Raw genomic sequence first — 17,657 nt, 5'->3', positions numbered from 1 at the left:
TTCCGCCACGCCGAGTCCTGGCGCCGACGAAGGATCTGCTTCGCCTGTGAGAACGGGCATGCGTGTCGCGACGTTGGCTCGGCGTAAAGTAGATCCTTCGACTCCGCGCCACAGTTTGACGCGACGGAAGGTCCGGCGCAGCGCTCCGATCAGGATGACAGGTGTTTGTGCGCCCAAGCCTTTGCCGCGCATGAACTTGCCATCCTGAGGAGGCGCCTTAGGCACGGTTCGCCACGCCGAGTCCTGGCGCCGACGAAGGATCTGCTTCGCCGGTGAGAACGGGTGTGCGTGTCGCGACGGTGGCTCGGCGGAAAGTAGATCCTTCGACTCCGCGCCACAGTTCGGCGCGGCGGAAGAGTCGGTGCAGCGCTCCGCTCAGGATGACAAAATGTGGCGCCACTCCGTTTTCAGGCGCGCAACGCGCAGTGCGCAGCGGCGCGACAGGGCGCAGTCCCGCGGCCGCGCAGTGCCGCAACCCGCGCGGCGCGCCGCGTCAGACTCCCAGCAGCCGCAGCGACTCGCGGCCGGCGGTGCCTAGTTGGGCGTAGGTGCACTGCTCCGGCGCCTTGTCCGGCCGCCAGCGCACAAACCCGGTGCCGTGGCGAAAGCGCCCGCCCGTGAAGTGGTCGTAGCTCACCTCCACCACCAGCTCCGAACGCAGCGGCTCCCACTCCGTGGAGCGGTCCCCCATCCGCGTCCAGCGGCTCTCCGCGCCCGGCGCCGACCCGGTAAAGCCGGGCGCCCCGCGCAGCGACTCCAGCCGGGCCGTAAGCTCCTTTCGATCCGCGCGGCTCATGCTGGAGCAGAACCCCACGTGGTTCAGCTTTCCCTCGTCATCGTACAGCCCCAGCAGCAGCGAGCCCACCACGCGCTCCTTCTGCGCGTAGCGAAAGCCGCCCACCACGCAGTCCGCCGTACGGACGTTCTTGACCTTGACCATCCCCGTGCGCTCGCCGGAGCGGTAGGGCAGGTCCAGCCGCTTGGCCATCACCCCGTCCAGCCCCTTTTCCCCCTGCTGCAGCCACGCGCGCGCCTGCTCCGCGTCGGCCGTCACGGGCGAAAGGGCGACGCGCTCCGCAAAGAACTGGTCCGCAAACGCCTGCAGCTTTGCGCGCCGCTCGCGCAGCGGGCGGTCCACCAGCGGGCCGCCGCGCGCGCCCAGGAGCAGGTCAAAGGCAACGAGGGTGGCGGGGTGCGCCGCGGCCAGCTTGCGCACCCGGCTTTCCGCGGGGTGCAGCCGAAGCTGCAGTTCCTCAAACGAGAGCGAGCCGGAGACGGGGATCACGATCTCGCCGTCCAGCACGAAGCGGCTGGCGCGCAGCGAGCGGAGCGCGTCCGCCACGTCGGGAAAGTAGCGGGCGAGCGGCTTACCGGCCTTGCTGCGCAGATCCACCTCGTCGCCGTCGCGAAACGCCAGGCAGCGGAATCCATCCCACTTGGGCTCGTACTGCCACTCGGGGCCCACGGGGATCTCGTCGCGCGGCTCGCTTTCCGCCGCCGCGTAGCCGGTGTCCAGGGGCAGGTTCACAGCAGTTCCCCCAGGTTGAAGCGGCCGCGCTTCTGGGTGAGCGGCTTCCACAGGTCGCCCGTGCGGGCCAGCCGGGCGGGCGCGTTCAGCAGGGTGAACTCCTCCAGCTCCACTCCCTTTTCCACCTCGTCCCAGGTGACCGGCATGGACACCGTGGCGCCGGGCTTGGGGCGCACGGAGTAGATGGAGGCCAGCGTGCGCCCCCAGGCGTTCTGGTTGTAGTCCACCAGCACCCGCCCGCGCGGCCGCTTGGCGATGCGGTACTCCGCCGTCACCAGCGCGGGGTCCAGCGTTTCCATGGCCCGCGCGAACTCCTTGGCAAAGCCCCACACCTGCTTCTGCGCGGGCCCGCGTACGATGGGCACGTAGACGTGAATGCCGGACGAGCCCGTCGTCTTGGCGTACGAGGTCATCCCCAGCTTCTTGAGGTTGTCGCGCACCATCAGCGCCGTCTGCCGCACCTTCGCGAAGTCGGCGCCGGGAACGGGGTCCAGGTCAAAGTGCAGGTAATCCGGCCGGTCCACGTCGTCGCAGCGGGCGTACCAGGGGTTCAGGTCAATGCACCCCAGGTTCACCACCCACAGCAGCGCGGCGAGATGGTTCACCAGCGGAAAGTCGATGACGCTCTTGCTGGCGTGCTCGATGGCGCACGTCTTCAGCCACGAGGGCGCATGCTCCGGCGTGCGCTTCATGAAGAAGAACTTGCCGTTCCACCCGTTGGGGTAGCGCTTCATCACCATCGCCCGGTCGACGAGGTGGGGAAGCAGATACGGGGATACGGCGACGTAGTAGCGCAGCAGGTCGGCCTTGGTGATGCCCAGCTCCGGCCAGAACGGCTTCTGCAGATTGGTGAGGTTCACCGCCCGCCCGCCCACGCGCACCTCGCACGCCCTGCCGCTGCGCGGGATGATGTCCGGCGTGGCCTCCGCGTCGGGGACGCTGGCGGCCCTGGCAGCCGTCGCCTTCTTTGCGGCGGGCTTTCGCGCCGGCGGGGATGCTTTTGCGCCGGCGGTGGCCGGTGTGGAGCGTGGCGTCATGGGTCGGCCTGTTTCCACCTTCGGGGTGTGAGCCTGGGCGGACGGGTGCCATGGCGAACGGCGCCCAGCACCGGTGCGTACGCCAACTCCGGGCCGTCCGCCGCGGCGCGCAGCATGAGCCCGCCGCGGCTCATGTCGCCGCGCCCCACGAAGTCGGTGGGAAAAAGCAGCCGCTCGCCCATGATGGCGGTGAGCACGTCCACGTACTTGCCGGATGCAATGCTCCCCAGCAGGACGAATGCCGTGTCCGCCGGGCAGGCGGCCACCATCGCGCGGGCGTGCTCCTCCAGCGGCCCCCGGTACCGCGCGTTGTCCAGCGCCACCTCGCCCTGCTCGGCGAACTCGCGCAGCACCTCCGCCCCGATGCGCGACTCCGCCGGCACCAGCCCCCGCGTGGGCGTAATCACCAGCGCGCCGGGCATGGGGGGCGGCGGGGCGGCGAACGCCCGGGCGTACGCGATCTTGCCGCGAAAGTACAATCCGCTCAGAAAGCTGAAGACGTCCCCCAGCTCGGCCCCCTCCGTTGAGCGCAGCCGTGTCGCGAGAGGAAAGGTTGCGGCCTCCCGCAGCAGCATCTGGCCGCGCTTTCCGCCGCTGTACGCGGGCGACAGAAGAAAGATTTTTGGCGTATTCATAGGGCAATCCGCACAGGCAGGAGCTGTGCCCGTCCGAACACCACGTTCACTTTCCGCCACCGTGCGGATCTCTTAAATCCAAGCCATTGCGGGCTTTGCGCGCGTCGCGAGAGATTGTCGGCGCATCGCTCGCCGGGCTTGCGGAGTATAACGGACCTCATTATAATCTGGACAACGCGAGAGGTGCAGCGGGTTCCCCCATCCCCCTCACCTCGCGCACAAGATGATCAAGTCGTTCGCGGATGATGGTACCTACGACATCTACATCCAGCGGGATTCTCAAGCCGCGCGGCGGGCGTGCCCCCGAGTTCTCTGGCCGGCCGCCCGGCGCAAGCTCGGGCAGATCGCCGATGCGAGGGTGATCGAGGATCTCAGGTCGCCGCCTGGAAACAGGCTCGAGCTTCTGAGAGGCGACCACTTGGGCTACCACAGCATCCGGATCAACGATCAGTATCGAATCCGCTTCTGGTTCTTTGAGGGGAACGCGACCGAGGTCCAGATTCTGGATTACCACTGATCCCCGCTTCATCAGATTGGAGAAAGCATGCCTTTGCAGACGCCCCCGGACGCACCGCCGCTCTACAAGCACGTATACCGCAACCTTCCCATCTATGGCCCGCCCACGCACCCGGGCGAGATGCTGCTGTGCGAATTTCTGGAGCCGATGGGGATGAGCCAGGCGGAGTTCGCGCGGCGGATCGGCGTTTCGTACGTGCGGCTGAACGAACTCGTTCATGGCCGCCGTGGGATGACGGCGGACACGGCGCTGCGGCTTGCGCGCTTTCTGGGCACCACCGCGGATTTCTGGCTGGGGCTGCAGACCGGCTGGGATCTGTACCACGCCATCCATGCTCCGGCAGCCGCTACGATCATGGAGATCGAGCCCATGCAGTGGGAAGAACACCCGGAGGACGACGAGGAGAAGATGGACGAAGTCGCGGCGGGGGTCGCGGTTGCGGCCCCTGTTGCCGCCCGGCGGGCCCGTCTATAGTTCCGGGACGATCTCTTTCTTCAGCGGCCGGCCTGCGCTCCACCCCGCGGATCGCGGACGGACCGCGGCGGCTGCGCGATTCCGTGGTACCGCCGATGAACCGTCGTCATGCGCTGCTTCCGCTGGTCCTCGCTCCACTGTCCCTCGCCGCGCCCGCGCTGGCGGGGCAGGCGGCCGTGAGCGCCGCGCCCCCGTCCGCGCTCATGCAGCCCGGCGTGAGCGCCGAGCTGGCGCGAAGCCGCGCGGCCACGCTGCGCGACGTGCGCTACGGGCTGGAGCTGGACGTGACCGCCGCGGACAGCGCGCCCGGCCGGGTGCAGGTGGACGTCGTGCGGGCGCCGGGCGCGGGCGACCTGATCCTGGACTTTCGCGGGCCCGTGCTGGGCGCCGTGTCCGTGAACGGCGCGCCCGCGCCCGACGCGGAGTGGCGCAACGGGCACATCCGCATTCCCGCCGCGCGGCTGCGCACGGGGCAGAACACCGTGACCGCCGCGTTCACCGCCCGCATCGCCCCGGCGGGGGCAAGCATCATTCGCGCGGACGACACGGCGGACCAGTCGCGCTACCTGTACACGCTGCTGGTGCCGGCGGACGCCAACCAGCTCTTTCCCTCCTTTGACCAGCCGGACCTCAAGGCGCGCTTTCGCGTGGCCATCACCGCGCCCGCGGGGTGGAAGGTGCTGGCCAACGGGCCGGGCTCGCCGGAGCCGGCGGGAGCGGCGCGGCGGTGGACCTTTGCGGAAACGGAGCCCATCAGCACCTACCTGGCCGCGTTCGCCGCAGGGCCGTGGCGCACGTGGACGTCGGACCAGGACGGGCTCCCCATCACCCTGTACGCCCGGGCCAGCCGCGCGGGCGAGGTGGACGCCGACACGCTGATGCAGGCCAACCGGCGGGCCGTGCGGTGGCTGGAAGGGTACTTCGGCGTCCCCTTTCCCTTCGCCAAGTTCGACATGCTGCTCGCGCCCGCCTTTCCCTTCGGCGGCATGGAGCACGTGGGCGCGGTGTTCTACAACGAAAGCCAGTTCGTCTTTCGCGAGGCGCCCACCCTAAACCAGCAGATCGGGCGCAAGAGCACCATCTACCACGAGGTGGCGCACCAGTGGTTCGGCGACCTGGTGACCATGCGGTGGTTCGACGACCTGTGGCTCAAGGAGGGGTTCAGCACGTACATGGCGGCCCGCATTCAGGACGAGCTGGATCCGGGCAGCGAGGCGTGGAAGAGCTTCTACCTGCGCAACAAGCCGCTGGCGTACGCCACCGACCAGACCTCCGGCACCACGCCGGTGTGGCAGGACCTGCCCAACCTGGACCTGGCCAAGAGCAACTACGGCCCCATCGTATACAACAAGGCACCCGCCATCCTGAAGCAGCTCAACTTCATGGTGGGCGATTCGGCGTTCCGGGCCGGGCTCACGCTCTTTCTGAAGCGCCACGCATACGGCAACGCCACCTGGCGCGACCTGCTGGCCGCCGTGCAGCAAACGTCCGGCACCTCGCTGGAGCGGTTCGGCGAGCAGTACATCCTGCGCGCGGGAATGCCCGTGGTGGAGACGCGGGTGGACGTGCGCGGCGGGCGCATCCACGGGCTCACGCTGCACCAGCGCCCCGCGCGCGACCTGCCCGGCGATCCGGGGGGATGGTGGCCGGGGCGCGTGCTGGTGCGCCTGGCGTACGGCGGCGGGCGCGACACGGTGATCCCCGTCTCGTTCACCGGCCCGGTGACGGAGGTGCGCGAGGCGGCGGGGCTCCCCGCGCCGGAGTACGTGTGGAGCAACGAGGGCGACTACGGCTACGGCCTGTTTCTGCTGGACAGCGCCAGCGCGCGCCACGTGGCGGCGAACGTGGGCCGCGAGCGGGACGGGCTGCGCCGCGCCATGCTGTGGGGCGCGCTGTGGGACGAGGTGCGCGAGGGGCGCATGGACCCCGCCGCGTACGCCGCCACGGCGCTGCGCGAGCTTCCCGCCGAGGCGGACGAGCAGATCGCCGGGCTCAACATGGGGCGCGCGTGGACCGCGATCTCCACCTACCTGCCGGACGCGCGCGGCGCGGCGCTTTCCGCGGAATGGGAGCGCCTGCTGCTGGCGAGGACGACGGACGCGCGGCTGGGGTACGGCGCGCGCAAGGCGAGCCTGGACTGGCTGGCGGGAACGGCGCGGACGGAAGAGGGACGCGCGGTGCTGCGCGAGTACCTGGCCGGCACGCGCACGTTCGACGGCGCGGCGGTGCGGCAGCCCACGCGGTGGAGCATCGTGGAGCGGCTGGTGTCGCTCGGCGAGCCGGACCCGGCGCGGCTCATTGCGGCGGAGGCGGCGCGCGACACCAGCGCGGAGTCGCCGCGGCGTGCGTTCGTGGCGCAGGGGGCGGTGCCGTCCGCGGCCGCAAAGGCGGAGCTGTTCGGGCGCTTTCTGGACGATCCGGCGCTGAACGAGGAGTGGGTCACGGCGGCGGCGGGCACCTTCAACGCGCCGCAGCAGTCGGAGCTTACGCTCCCGTTTCTGCGCCGCTCGCTGGACCGGCTGGTGTGGATTCGCGACAACCGCCGCATCTTCTTTCTTCCGCGGTGGATCGCGTCGTTCGTGGGAGGGCAGAGCAGCCCGGAGGCACTGGCGTTCGTGGACCGCTACCTGGCCGAGAACCCGGACCTGCCGCTGGACGTGCGCCGCAAGGTTCTGCAATCCCGCGACGAGCTGGAGCGCACCGTCCGCATCCGCGCGGCGGCGACGGGGGTCAGGTAACCGCCGCGTGATTCCGAACATGCCGCAGTTTTTACACGCGGGCACCCTGGCCGACTCTGGATCCGCGGCCCGGCAACGCCCGTACACCAAACCCAAGCCCCATCCCTTGATGCGTATCCGCAACTCGATTGTATTCCTCGCCGCGGCGGCGCTCGCGGCGGCTCCCGCGGGGGCGCAGCAGGCGCTTCCGTTCGCGCAGGCGGAGCTGGACGCGCAGGTGCAGCGCGCGCTGCGCGAGTTCCAGGTCCCGGGCGCCGCCATCGCCATCGTAAAGGACGGGCGGGTGGTGATGGAGCGCGGCTTCGGCGTGCGCAGGCTGGGCGAGGCGGCCCCGGTGGACGAACACACGCTCTTTCAGATCGCCAGCAACAGCAAGGCGTTCACCTCCGCCGCGCTCGCCATGCTGGTGGACGAGGGAAAGCTGGGCTGGGACGACCGCGTCATCGACCATCTCCCCTGGTTTCGCCTGAGCGATCCGTACGCGACCCGGGAGTTCACCATCCGCGACCTGCTGACGCACCGCAGCGGGATGGGGCTGGGCGCGGGCGACTTGCTGTGGTACCGCAGCACCTACTCGCCGCGCGAGGTCATGGAGCGCATCCGCGTGGTGCCGCTGGTCACCAGCTTTCGCTCGGCGTACGCGTACGACAACGTGCTCTACGGCGTGGCGGGCGAGGTGGTAGCCGCCGTTTCCGGCCAGCGGTGGGAAGACTTCGTGCGCGACCGCATGTTCGCCCCGCTGGGGATGACGGAAAGCGTCACACTCGCCAGCCGCACGCCCGCCGGGGGCAACGTGGCGGTGCCGCACTCGCGCTTTCAGGGCGCGCTGCGGGTGGTGCGGGCGGATACGATGGACAACAACGCCGCCGCCGCCGCCATCGTGGCCAGCGTGCACGACCTGGCCCGGTGGATGATCGCGCAGCTGGACAGCGGGCGCATCGCCGGGAGTGAGCGGCGCCTGTGGAGCGCCGCGCGCACGCGGGAGATGTGGACGGGCGTCACTCCCATTCCCATCGGCGGCGGGGCGCCGCAGCTCGCGGCGTATACGCCCAACTTTCACCTGTACGGGCTCGGCTGGTTTCTGCGCGACTACCGGGGGATGAAGGTGGCCACGCACACCGGCGGCGCGGCGGGAATGACGTCGCGCACGGTGCTGGTACCGGAGCTCAAGCTGGGCATCGTGATGCTCACCAACGGCGAGTCCCCCGCCATGACGGCGGTGCCGTGGTGGATCATGGACCGCTACCTGGGCGCGCCCGCCACGGACTGGGTGGGCGGGTTTGCGGCGGCCGCGCGCGCGGGCGAGGAGAACGCCGCGCAGGTGGAGGCCCGGGCCACGGCGGGGCGCACCGCCAACACGCGGCCCGCGCTGCCGCTGGAGCGTTATGCGCAGGCGTACGACGACCCCATGTACGGCCGCGCTACCCTCGCCATGGAAGGGCGCGGGCTGGTGCTGCGCTTTGCCAAGTCGCCGGCGTTCGTGGCGGACCTGGAGCACTGGCACTTCGACACGTTCGTCGCGCGCTGGCGCGACCGCACCATTCCCGACGCGTACGTCACCTTCCGCCTTACGCCACAGGGCGGCATAGGCGGGTTCGAGATGGCGGCCGTGTCGCCGCTGGCGGACTTCAGCTTCGACTACCAGGACCTGCACTTCGTCCCCGCGCCCGCCGCGCGCTGATCGTCATCGTCCGTAAAGAACAGGGCCCCGGAGCAGCGTGCGCCGGGGCTCTTTCCTTGATCGAACAACGACAGCAACGACGGGCTCCAACAGAGACACGGAGCCACAGAGATACCGGTTCCCTTTCCTCTCCGTGTCTCTGTGCCTCTGTTGGAGAATTCCGTTCGTCCGTTCAGCAGAACCGCATTATCGCCGAAAAACGTACGTCCCGGGCGTGCCGAACAGCGGCTCGCGCGACTGCACGGTGAGCTCGCTGCCGGCCAGCGTGCCGCCGGGCGACAGCAGGGGCTCCGGGCCCGGCGCCGGGGTAAAGCCGATCTGCCCGTTCACGAACAGGTAGGTGCCCGCTTCCGCCACCGTGCGCGAATCCGGCGCAAAGGCGCCGTTCACCTCCGTGATGCGGTAGGTGGCGGTGAACGAGTAGGTGCCGCCTGCGCGCGCCAGGTTCAGCGCGCCGGAAAGCAGTTCGTAGCGGATGGTGAAGGTGGTGCCGTTCACCGTCAGCGGGCCCTGGTACAGCAGCAGCGGAACGGGCTGGCGTGACGGCGTACCCCCTCCCTGCGCCACCAGCACGGAGGAGAGGATGTAGCTCCCCTCCACGTTGGTGCCGCCGGTGACGGTGGGGAGGCCCTGGTCGCAGGCGGCCACCAGCGGCAGAAGCAGCAGCGCCGCCGCGCGGGCGGAGCGAAGGAAACGGATCATGGCGGTCTCCCGTACGGAGGATCACGGCCCCACACCGGCGGCCGGGGGGAACGGGCGGGCGGTGTTCGCCGCGCCGCGCTCCCCATCCGCCGGACGCAATTCCCAGCCCGCGCCGGGGATGACGATCACCATTCCGGCGCCGTCCTTGCCGGTGCCGGTGCACGTGCCGGGACGCGGCGTTACGTTTCCCGCCCTGGCCGTACGCCCCGCACCCGGATCCTGATGTCGCTGCTCCTTGCCTGGCTCACCACCTTTGGCGTCGCGTTCGCCAGCGCCGTGGTTCCCGTCATCCCCATCGAAATCTACCTGCTGGGCGCGGCGGCGCTCGCGCCCAAGGCGTTCGCGCTGCCGCTGGCGCTGGCCGCGGCGCTGGGGCAGATGGCTGGAAAGGTGCTCGTCTACTACGCCGGGACAGGCGCCGTAAAGCTCCCCGGCAGGCACCTGCAGACCGCGCTCAAGCGGGCCAACGAGTACATCGCCACGCGCCCCAAGTCCGGCGGGTCGGTGATGTTCCTCAGCGCGTTCCTCGGCTTTCCGCCCTTCGTGCTCATGACGCTGGTGGCGGGCGCCGCGCGGATGAACCTGTGGCTCTTCCTCATCATCGGCCTGGTGGGCCGCTTCTTTCGCTTCGCCGTCATCGTGCTCGCTCCGCAGCTGGTGAAGCCGTGGATCCACTGACGTGCATCGATTGATGGGGACGGTCGAAGGAGTGCCGCGGCTGGTGGTGGCCGCCGCGGGCACGGGGCAGGGAAAAACGACCGTCGCCGCGGCGATCATGGCCCTGCTCGCCGAGCGGGGCTTTCGCGTCGCGCCGTTCAAGGCGGGGCCGGACTACATCGATCCCGCCCACCATCACGCGGCGGCGGGGCGGCCGGGGCGCAGCCTGGACGCGTGGCTGCTGCCACCGGACACGCTGCTCGCCCTCTTCCGCCGCGCGATCACCGGCCGCAACGCCGCGGACGTCGCCGTCGTCGAGGGGATGATGGGATTGTTCGACGGGCGCGGCGCCACGGACGAGGGGTCGACGGCGCACGTGGCCCGCCTGCTGCGCGCGCCGGTGATCGCCGTCATTGACGTGTGGACGATGGGGCGGACGGCGGCGGCGGTGGCGTATGGCCTTCACACGCTCGCGCCGGACCTGCCGCTGGCCGGCGTGATTCTGAACCGCTGCGCGGGCGAAGGGCACTTCGCGCTCTGCCGCGACGCCGTGCTGCAGGCGGGCGTTCCCGTCCTCGGCTGGCTGCCGGCGGACGACGCCATCCGCCTGCCCGAGCGGCACCTGGGGCTCACCACCGCGGCGGAGCGGCCGCTGGACGTGGCGCGCCTCCGCGAGCTCGCCCGCGCCACGCTGGACACCGACGCCATCGTCCGCGTCGCCCGGTCCGCGGGCGCGCTTCCCGCCTTCGCCGACCCGCTCCCCGCGCGGGTGACGGGGACGCGGGCGCGGATCGCGGTGGCGCGGGACCGCGCCTTCAACTTCTACTATCCCGAAAACCTGGACCTGCTGCGGGACGCGGGCGCCGAGCTGGTCCCCTTCTCCCCCCTCGCGGACGCAGCGGTTCCCGACGCGGACGGGCTGTACCTGGGAGGCGGCTATCCCGAGCTGCACGCCGCGGCGCTGGCGGCAAACGGATCGATGCTGGAGTCCGTGCGCGCCTTTGCCGCCTCCGGCCGCCCCGTCGTGGCCGAGTGCGGCGGGCTGATGTATCTCGCCGAGTGGCTGGTGGACGGGGACGGCGCGCGGCACGCCATGGCCGGCGTGATCCCGGGCACCTCCGCGTTGGGCGGGCTGACCCTCGGCTACCGGGAAGCCGAGGCGCTGGCGGACTCGCCCGTGGCGGAAAGAGGATGGACGGTGCGCGGCCACGAGTTCCACCACTCCACGCGCGACGCCCCGCCGGACCACCCCGCGTACCGGCTGGACACCGGCGCGGCGGAGGGATTCGTGTCGGCGGTGGGGAACGTGATCGCCACGTATCTGCACCTGCACTGGGGCGCGGATCCGCGGATGGCGTCCCGCTTCGTCCATCGCGCCGCCGCCCACCGGCGCTGACGTTCATCCACCGGAAAATGCAAGCGCTGGAGCGGGTGAGGAGCGGGTTGCCCGCACCTTGCAGTGTCGCCCGCCGAACGAAGCCCGCGCGGGCCCTTCGCCGCGCTTCACTCCGGTTCCGGATGCTCCTGATGCACCGCATTCTTGCGCCGCTGGCGCTCTCCGCCGTTCTGCTGGCCGCCTGCGGACCGGCCGCGCGCCCGTCCGCGGGCCCCGCGCCGCGCCCCGGCCCCGACCTGCCGGGCACCGGCATCACGCACATCGACTACGTGCCGGTGAGCCCCGCCCTTCCCGCCATCCCCGCGGTGAACGGCGCGCTCGCCATCCGCGTCATCGAGCCCAGCGGCGGGGGCGCGCAGCCGCGGTCGGACAGCATCATCATCTACGGTTCCGTGGGCAACGGCCGGGCGGGGTTGGAGATCAACGGCACCCCCGTCGCCGTCGCACCCAACGGCGCGTTCATCGCCTACCTGCCGCGCCCCGCGGACCGCACCTGGCGGCTGCGGGCCACGCTGGGCGGGCAGGAAGTGACGCGCGAGATCGCCTACGCGGCGCCCGCCACCGGGTCCACCGGCACGGGCGCATCGGGCGCGCCGGCCAACGCCGTGTACGCCACCGCGCGGCTGGCCACGGTGAATCGCGGCGGCGACACGCTGGCCACCGGCTCCGACGCCATCTACGCCCGGCCCACGCCCACGGGCACGTACCGCTGGTTCTTTCCCCGCGGCGCGCGGCTGAGCGTGGTGGAGCGGCGCGGCACCCAGTACCGGGTGCGGCTGGACCCCTCCACCGAGGCCTGGGTGGACGCGGACAAAGTGGGGCTCGCCGACACTACGACGGCGGCGCCCGCGGACGGCACGATCGCGGCGGCGCGGCTGGTGCGCGCGGCGGACGGGGTGGACCTGCGCATCGCCGCGGCGGGCCGGCCCTTTCTGGTGGAGCCCACCGACAGCGCGGTGCGCGTGACTGTCTACGGCGCTACCGGGACCGTGGCGCCGCGCAGCGAGCCGGCGCCGGATGCCTGGTTCCGCGGCGTGGCGCAGGGGACCGCGGCGGGCGGATCGCCGCAGTACATGGTGATGACGTCGTCGCCCGCGTGGGGCTACAAGGCGTGGTACGAGGCGGACGGCACGCTGGTGATCCGCATCCGCCGGCCGCCCGCCATCGACGCGTCCAACCCGCTGCGCGGCCGCCGCATCGTGATCGACCCCGGCCACCCGCCCGCGGGCGCCACCGGGCCCACGGGGCTGTACGAGGGTGACGCCAACCTGGCCATCTCCCTTCCGCTGGCGGAAAAGCTGCGGGCGCGCGGGGCCGAAGTCATCCTCACCCGCACGGGGCGCGAGGAGCTGGAGCTCGCCCCGCGCGTGGAAACGGCGGTGCGCACCAACGCGGAGCTGCTCATCTCCGTGCACAACAACGCGTTCGGCGAGGGGCAGAACCCGTTCCGGGCGCAGGGGACGAGCGTGTACTGGTTCCACCCGATGTCCGCGGCGCTGGCCACCACGCTGGACCGGGAGATCGTGGGCGTCACGCGCATTCGCGACATCGGCGCGCGGCAGAGCAACCTGGCGCTGGCGCGGCCCACGTGGATGCCCAGCGCGCTCACGGAATCGCTCTTCATGCCCATTCCCGAGCAGGAGGCGGCGCTGCGCGACCCGGCGTTCCTGGACCGCCTGGCCGAGGCGCACGTGCGCGGCATCGAGGCGTTTCTGCGGGAGCGGGCCGCCGCGGGGGGCCGCTGATGAAGGCGCTCGTCATCACCAAGCCGGGCGGGCCCGAGGTGCTGGAGCTGATGGACCGCCCGGTGCCGCAGCCCGGCCCGGGGGAGATCCGGGTGCGCGTGCACGCCAGCGCGCTCAACCGGGCGGACCTGCTGCAGCGGCGGGGCTCCTACCCCGCCCCGCCGGGCGCGCCGGCGGACATTCCCGGCCTGGAGTACGCCGGCGAGGTGGACGCGGTGGGCGAGGGCGCGGGGCTGTGGGCCGTGGGCAACCGGGTGATGGGGATCGTGGGCGGCGGTGGGCACGCGGAGTACGTGGTGGTGCACGAGCGCGAGGGGATCCGCATTCCCCAGAACCTGTCGTGGGAGGAGGCCGCCGCCATTCCGGAAGCGTTCCTGACCTCGTACGACGCGCTGTTCCGCCAGCTGGACCTTACCGTGGGCGAGCGGCTGCTCGTCCTCGCCGTCGGCAGCGGCGTGGGGACGGCGGCGGTGCAGCTGGCCGGGGCCGCGGGCGCCACGGTGATCGGGACCTCGCGCTCCGCCGGCAAGCTGAAGCGCGCGGCGGAGCTGGGGATGGAGATCGGGGTGGACACCACGAAGGAGGACCTGGCCGAGGCGGTGAACCAGGCGACGTACGGCAGCGGCGTGCACGCGGTGATGGACCTGGTGGGCGGGCCGCTGCTGGAGGCCAGCCTGCGCGTGGTGGCCCTCCGCGGCCGCGTGGTCGTTGTGGGAACGACGGGCGGGAGCAAGGTGGAGGTAGATCTGGGGCTGCTGCTGCGCCGCCGCATCCACATGTTCGGCACCGTGCTGCGCAGCCGGCCGCTGGAGGAAAAGATCGCGCTGGCGCGCGAGTTCAGCGGCGCGGTGCTGCCGCTGATCAGCTCCGGGCGCATTCGCCCCGTGGTGGACAGCACCTTTCCGTTCTCGCAGGTGCGCAAGGCGCACGAGCGGATGGAGAGCAATGAGAGTTTTGGGAAGATTGTGTTGACGTGGTAGAGTGCGGAGTGCGGGGTGCGGAACTGAAGTACGAAAGTACGAGAGTACGAAAGTACGAAAGTGAACGGCGGGACGGCGGGGGATTGCGCGGCGGCGGGATGGGGCCCTCACCCGGCTCGCTAAAGCTCGCCACCCTCTCCCACGAACAGATGTGGGAGAGGGGGCACACCCCAACGGCGCCCCTCCCCGGCCCCTCCCCGTGCAAACTGCCGCACGGAGAGGGGAGAACCCGCGCCGGATTCCTCCGGCCTCGTGCAGTTGAAGCCCCGAGCGTGGACGCGTCAGCGGCCACGAGTCGGGGCTTACCGCTTCCTGAGCGGCGGATTCATCCGCTCAGGCGCGCCCCCACCAAACCCATCGCCCGCGCAGGTGCAGCCTCACAGCAGTACCGTGAGGCTTTCAGCCGTTGTTGCGGCGAGTTCACTCGCTCAGCACACCCACGGCGGCGACAAGATCTGCCACCCGCGCGCCTACCTTCCCCCGTGCAGGTGAAGTCTTCCCGTCTGTTCGGGAAGACTTTCCGCTGTTGTTGCGGCAAATTCATTTGCTCGGCACACCCTCCGCCGCGCCAATCTCCGCCACCCCACACGGAACCCGTCCGCCCCGACAACCCTCCCCCAGTCCGTTTTGGGGGAGGGTGGGTGAGTAATGCGAACCCGGGTGGGGGCCGCCCTGGAGCCCGCGGCGCGTCCCGAGCTTCTCTCGCGTGCTGCAGTCGAAGCCCCGAACGCCCAGCAGGGCCGGCCAGGGTGGGGGCCGCCCTGTTGCCCGGGGGACCGCCTCGCCATGTTGTGCCTCCCGATCCACACATCAGAAGCACGGAGCACGCATGACGAACCGGATGATCCGCCCGGTGGAGATCTACCTCAACACCCCGCCCCCCGACGCCGACAAGCCGCGCCCCGTGCGCGATTCGCAGGTCACCTTCGCCGACCTCGCCGAGCCCCAGAGCCAGAACGTGGCCGGCACCCTGTTCGGCGGCGTGCTGCTGGGCTTCATTGACCGCGCGGCGGCGTTCTGCGCCATGAAGCACGCCGGCCGCCCCGTGGTCACCAAGAGCTTCGACGAGGTGGAGTTCAACGAGCCCATCTACATCGGCGAGCTGGTGATCGCCCACGCCTCCGTGAACTTCACGGGGCAGACCAGCATGGAGATCGGAGTCAAGGTGCTGGCCCAGAACCCCATCACCGGGGTGGAACGCCACACCAACACCTGCTACGCCACTTTCGTTGCCCTGGACGAAAACGGCCGCCCCGCCCGCGTCCCCGGCGTCATTCCCGAAACGGACGAGGAAAAGCGCCGCAACGAGGCCGGCCGCCAGCGCCGTGAAGAACGCCTAAACCGCCGCCGCAAGCGCTCCGCGTCCTGAACCCGCGGCCCCGTCCGCGGCGCAGCGCGGCGGGGCAAACTTGCAAACCGGGTGTCTGCAAAGGGTTGGACAAAGGTGGCGGTGCCGTTCGCCCGCCCGGCCGGAGGAACAGATGGTATCAGCATTGACAGCAGAGGTGCATCCGGAGTAGAATTCCGGACTCTCTCTGCGCGGCGCTCTTCCGGCCCGGCATCGAGAACCCAGCGATGCCGGGCCGTTCTGCATCCATCGCCTCCGCTCGGCGTGCTGGAAGTCCGCGTGTTTGTTCTGCCGGTCCCCTTCCCGCTTTTCCCAAAAAACGCAATTTCTCCATGATGTTCCGCACCCCTGTGCGCCACGGCACCGCCGTGGCCGCGCTGCTGGCGCTCTGCGCCTGCACCGACCACCTCCCCAGCGGCCCCGCCGCCCCCGATCCCGCCAACCTCACCCGCATCGACTGCCAGGTCAGCCGGGCCGCCGCGCAGATGACCTGCGCCGCGCCCGCCCCCACCGGCTCCGGCTCGCGCAACGTGATCGTGGGCGGGCAGGGCACGCACGTGCGCCTGGCCAGCAGCAACCTGGTGTACCACGACCAGACCGGCATCTTCAACGTGGACGTTACCGTCCAGAACCTGCTGGATCTGCCCATCGGCACGCCCGACGGCACGCTCCCCCTGGGGGTCCGCGTGTTCTTTGTGGCGCCTCCCGCCGTGACGTCCGGCACCGGCTCCGTAGAGGTGTCGGCGGACGGATCGAGCTCCTTTACGGCGGACAACCAGGCCTACTACGCCTACCCCGGAATCCTGCAGCCCCGCGCCATCAGCCAGCCCCGCACCTGGGAGTTCGCGCTGCAGGGCGACGTGCAGAACTTCACCTTCTCGGTGTACGTGGACGCCATGCTTCCCGCCGAGCAGGCCATTCTGCGCTGGTCGCGGGTGCAGGGCGGGTCGCCCGTGTCGTCCATCCTGTACAGCGGCGTGTGGGGGACTTCGGCCAACAACGTGTACGCGGTGGGCGCCCGGGGCACCATCACCCACTTTGACGGCAACAGCTGGGAATCCATGACCAGCCCCACCGGCTACGACCTCCGCGGAATCACCGGCGGCCAGACCGGCACCATGCTGGCCGCGGGCGCGGGCGGCACGCTGCTGCGCTCCGACGGCGGGAACTGGAGCGTGGTCACCACGGGCCTGACGGACCGCGGCTACCTGGGCGTGTCCGGCTCCGCCGCGCGCGCCCTGGCCGTGGGATGGAAGCTGAACGGCGGCGTGTACGAGGGGCTGGTCTCGCGGTCTACGGACGACGGCCTCAGCTGGACGCCCGCCACGCAGACCGGGGGCAAGGGCCGGCAGTACAACGCGGTGGCGGTGAGCGCGGATTCCGACTTCGTCGTCGGCTTTCAGCAGCAGGCGGACAACTCGTACGCTGGGCTCATCCTGCGCCGCGCCGCCGGCGACGGCGCGTGGACCGAGACGCTGCGCGCGGTGGCCGGCGCCAACCAGCGCTTTACCGGCGTCTGGGCCGCGGGGGGCACCGTCTACGTGTCCGGCCTGCGCGTCTCGGCGGCCAATGAGTACTCGGCGGTCCTGCTGCGCTCCACGGACGCGGGCCCGACCTGGCAGGAGACGGTGATCCCCTCCACCACGCTGCGCAGCATGGGCGGCGTGTGGGCGTCCGGCCTCAACGCGTGGGCGGTCGGCATCGGCGAGGACGTCAACGGGCTGAACAAGAGCGTGGTGTACCGCAGCACGGACGGCGGAGCCACCTGGACCGAATCCGTTCTCCCCAGCGCGGGCGGCAACGGCGTGACCAGCGTGTGGGGCACGGCGGCCGGCGACGTGTTCGCCGTGGGCGGGCCGGGGCTGGTGCTGCGCAACACCGGCGGCGCGTGGAGCACCGCCACCGAGGCCCGCGACCGCACGCTGCGGGGCGCCTGGGTGGATGGGGACAACGTGTACGCGGTGGGATCGGCGGAGAACGACGAGATGCTCTTTCTGCGCTCCACCGACAACGGCGCCACCTGGACGGAGCGCCTGGACGCGGCGGACGGCGGCGAGACGCTGCGTGACGTGGCGTCGTCCGGCTCCACCATCGTGGCGGTGGGCTCGCGGCCGTCCGCCAGCGGGACCGGGCGAGACGGGCTGGTGCGCACCTCCACCAACGGGGGCGCCAGCTGGACCACCCGCACCTTCCCCTCCGCGGTGGGCGGGCGCGAGCTG

General features: G+C 71.0%; 16 protein-coding genes. 11 read left to right on the top strand and 5 right to left on the bottom strand.

Annotated elements, in window-relative coordinates; translation table 11 throughout:
• The 3 genes from VF665_RS05820 to ligD all read right to left on the bottom strand — a co-directional run.
• The coding region (locus VF665_RS05820) for a hypothetical protein (RefSeq protein WP_331052473.1) at nt 1-192 on the bottom strand (192 nt) is incomplete at its 3' end.
• A 301-nt stretch (nt 193-493) separates the two neighbouring features.
• Nucleotides 494-1,528 carry an ATP-dependent DNA ligase gene (locus VF665_RS05815; RefSeq protein WP_331052472.1) on the bottom strand — a complete coding sequence of 345 codons (1,035 nt, stop codon included), beginning with the start codon at nt 1,526-1,528 and terminating at the stop codon, nt 494-496.
• Nucleotides 1,525-2,388: a non-homologous end-joining DNA ligase gene (gene ligD / locus VF665_RS05810; RefSeq protein WP_331052471.1), complete on the bottom strand. Its 864-nt coding sequence runs from the start codon at nt 2,386-2,388 to the stop codon at nt 1,525-1,527. The genes VF665_RS05815 and ligD overlap by 4 nt, the downstream gene beginning before the upstream one ends.
• On the opposite strand from ligD, the gene VF665_RS05805 reads away from it, so the two are divergent.
• On the top strand, nt 2,378-2,596 hold the full coding sequence (locus tag VF665_RS05805; RefSeq protein ID WP_331052470.1) for a hypothetical protein: 219 nt from the start codon (nt 2,378-2,380) through the stop codon (nt 2,594-2,596). The genes ligD and VF665_RS05805 overlap by 11 nt on opposite strands.
• Here the strand turns inward: VF665_RS05805 and VF665_RS05800 are convergent.
• Nucleotides 2,562-3,200 (bottom strand): hypothetical protein, encoded by a 639-nt coding sequence (locus tag VF665_RS05800; RefSeq protein ID WP_331052469.1) that lies wholly within the window; start codon nt 3,198-3,200, stop codon nt 2,562-2,564. The two genes, VF665_RS05805 and VF665_RS05800, sit on opposite strands and share 35 nt — an antisense overlap.
• Nucleotides 3,201-3,423: 223 nt before the next feature.
• On the opposite strand from VF665_RS05800, the gene VF665_RS05795 reads away from it, so the two are divergent.
• The 4 genes from VF665_RS05795 (at nt 3,424) to VF665_RS05780 (ending at nt 8,610) form a co-directional block, all read left to right on the top strand.
• Nucleotides 3,424-3,717 (top strand): type II toxin-antitoxin system RelE/ParE family toxin, encoded by a 294-nt coding sequence (locus VF665_RS05795; protein ID WP_331052468.1) that lies wholly within the window; start codon nt 3,424-3,426, stop codon nt 3,715-3,717.
• Nucleotides 3,718-3,744: 27 nt separating this feature from the next.
• Nucleotides 3,745-4,191: a HigA family addiction module antitoxin gene (locus tag VF665_RS05790; RefSeq protein WP_331052467.1), complete on the top strand. Its 447-nt coding sequence runs from the start codon at nt 3,745-3,747 to the stop codon at nt 4,189-4,191.
• Between the two features lie 95 nt (nt 4,192-4,286).
• Nucleotides 4,287-6,929 carry a M1 family aminopeptidase gene (locus tag VF665_RS05785; protein WP_331052466.1) on the top strand — a complete coding sequence of 881 codons (2,643 nt, stop codon included), beginning with the start codon at nt 4,287-4,289 and terminating at the stop codon, nt 6,927-6,929.
• A 109-nt stretch (nt 6,930-7,038) separates the two neighbouring features.
• Nucleotides 7,039-8,610 (top strand): serine hydrolase, encoded by a 1,572-nt coding sequence (locus tag VF665_RS05780; protein ID WP_331052474.1) that lies wholly within the window; start codon nt 7,039-7,041, stop codon nt 8,608-8,610.
• A gap of 186 nt (nt 8,611-8,796) precedes the next feature.
• Here the strand turns inward: VF665_RS05780 and VF665_RS05775 are convergent, their stop codons facing one another.
• Entirely contained in the window at nt 8,797-9,312 is a 516-nt protein-coding gene (locus VF665_RS05775) for a hypothetical protein (protein WP_331052465.1), read from the bottom strand.
• Between the two features lie 222 nt (nt 9,313-9,534).
• On the opposite strand from VF665_RS05775, the gene VF665_RS05770 reads away from it, so the two are divergent.
• From VF665_RS05770 to VF665_RS05745, 6 genes are all read left to right on the top strand, one after another.
• Nucleotides 9,535-9,990 (top strand): VTT domain-containing protein, encoded by a 456-nt coding sequence (locus tag VF665_RS05770; RefSeq protein ID WP_331052464.1) that lies wholly within the window; start codon nt 9,535-9,537, stop codon nt 9,988-9,990.
• A 13-nt stretch (nt 9,991-10,003) separates the two neighbouring features.
• The gene (locus VF665_RS05765) at nt 10,004-11,365 is read left to right on the top strand and encodes a cobyrinate a,c-diamide synthase (protein WP_331052463.1); all 1,362 of its coding nucleotides are present in this window, start codon (nt 10,004-10,006) and stop codon (nt 11,363-11,365) included.
• Nucleotides 11,366-11,496: 131 nt separating this feature from the next.
• The gene (locus tag VF665_RS05760) at nt 11,497-13,110 is read left to right on the top strand and encodes an N-acetylmuramoyl-L-alanine amidase (RefSeq protein WP_331052462.1); all 1,614 of its coding nucleotides are present in this window, start codon (nt 11,497-11,499) and stop codon (nt 13,108-13,110) included.
• Nucleotides 13,110-14,090 (top strand): NAD(P)H-quinone oxidoreductase, encoded by a 981-nt coding sequence (locus tag VF665_RS05755; RefSeq protein ID WP_331052461.1) that lies wholly within the window; start codon nt 13,110-13,112, stop codon nt 14,088-14,090. Before VF665_RS05760 ends, VF665_RS05755 begins: the two co-directional genes overlap by 1 nt.
• Before the next feature lie 829 nt (nt 14,091-14,919).
• Entirely contained in the window at nt 14,920-15,459 is a 540-nt protein-coding gene (locus tag VF665_RS05750; protein WP_331052460.1) for an acyl-CoA thioesterase, read from the top strand.
• A gap of 314 nt (nt 15,460-15,773) precedes the next feature.
• On the top strand, nt 15,774-17,657 hold a 1,884-nt coding region (locus VF665_RS05745), incomplete at its 3' end, for a WD40/YVTN/BNR-like repeat-containing protein (protein WP_414678227.1).

The organism is Longimicrobium sp., from assembly GCF_036387355.1.
Lineage (GTDB): Bacteria > Gemmatimonadota > Gemmatimonadetes > Longimicrobiales > Longimicrobiaceae > Longimicrobium.
The sequence above is the reverse complement of the archived record's forward strand: the minus strand, read 5'-3'. Positions and strand labels throughout refer to the sequence as shown.

Coding starts and splice junctions, on each gene's coding strand:
- VF665_RS05800 (WP_331052469.1), bottom strand. CDS start 3,200: ATGAATACGCCAAAAATCTTTCTTCTGTCGCCCGCGTACAGCGGCGGA.
- VF665_RS05795 (WP_331052468.1), top strand. CDS start 3,424: ATGATCAAGTCGTTCGCGGATGATGGTACCTACGACATCTACATCCAG.
- VF665_RS05790 (WP_331052467.1), top strand. CDS start 3,745: ATGCCTTTGCAGACGCCCCCGGACGCACCGCCGCTCTACAAGCACGTA.
- VF665_RS05785 (WP_331052466.1), top strand. CDS start 4,287: ATGAACCGTCGTCATGCGCTGCTTCCGCTGGTCCTCGCTCCACTGTCC.
- VF665_RS05780 (WP_331052474.1), top strand. CDS start 7,039: ATGCGTATCCGCAACTCGATTGTATTCCTCGCCGCGGCGGCGCTCGCG.
- VF665_RS05775 (WP_331052465.1), bottom strand. CDS start 9,312: ATGATCCGTTTCCTTCGCTCCGCCCGCGCGGCGGCGCTGCTGCTTCTG.
- VF665_RS05770 (WP_331052464.1), top strand. CDS start 9,535: ATGTCGCTGCTCCTTGCCTGGCTCACCACCTTTGGCGTCGCGTTCGCC.
- VF665_RS05765 (WP_331052463.1), top strand. CDS start 10,004: ATGGGGACGGTCGAAGGAGTGCCGCGGCTGGTGGTGGCCGCCGCGGGC.
- VF665_RS05760 (WP_331052462.1), top strand. CDS start 11,497: ATGCACCGCATTCTTGCGCCGCTGGCGCTCTCCGCCGTTCTGCTGGCC.
- VF665_RS05755 (WP_331052461.1), top strand. CDS start 13,110: ATGAAGGCGCTCGTCATCACCAAGCCGGGCGGGCCCGAGGTGCTGGAG.
- VF665_RS05750 (WP_331052460.1), top strand. CDS start 14,920: ATGACGAACCGGATGATCCGCCCGGTGGAGATCTACCTCAACACCCCG.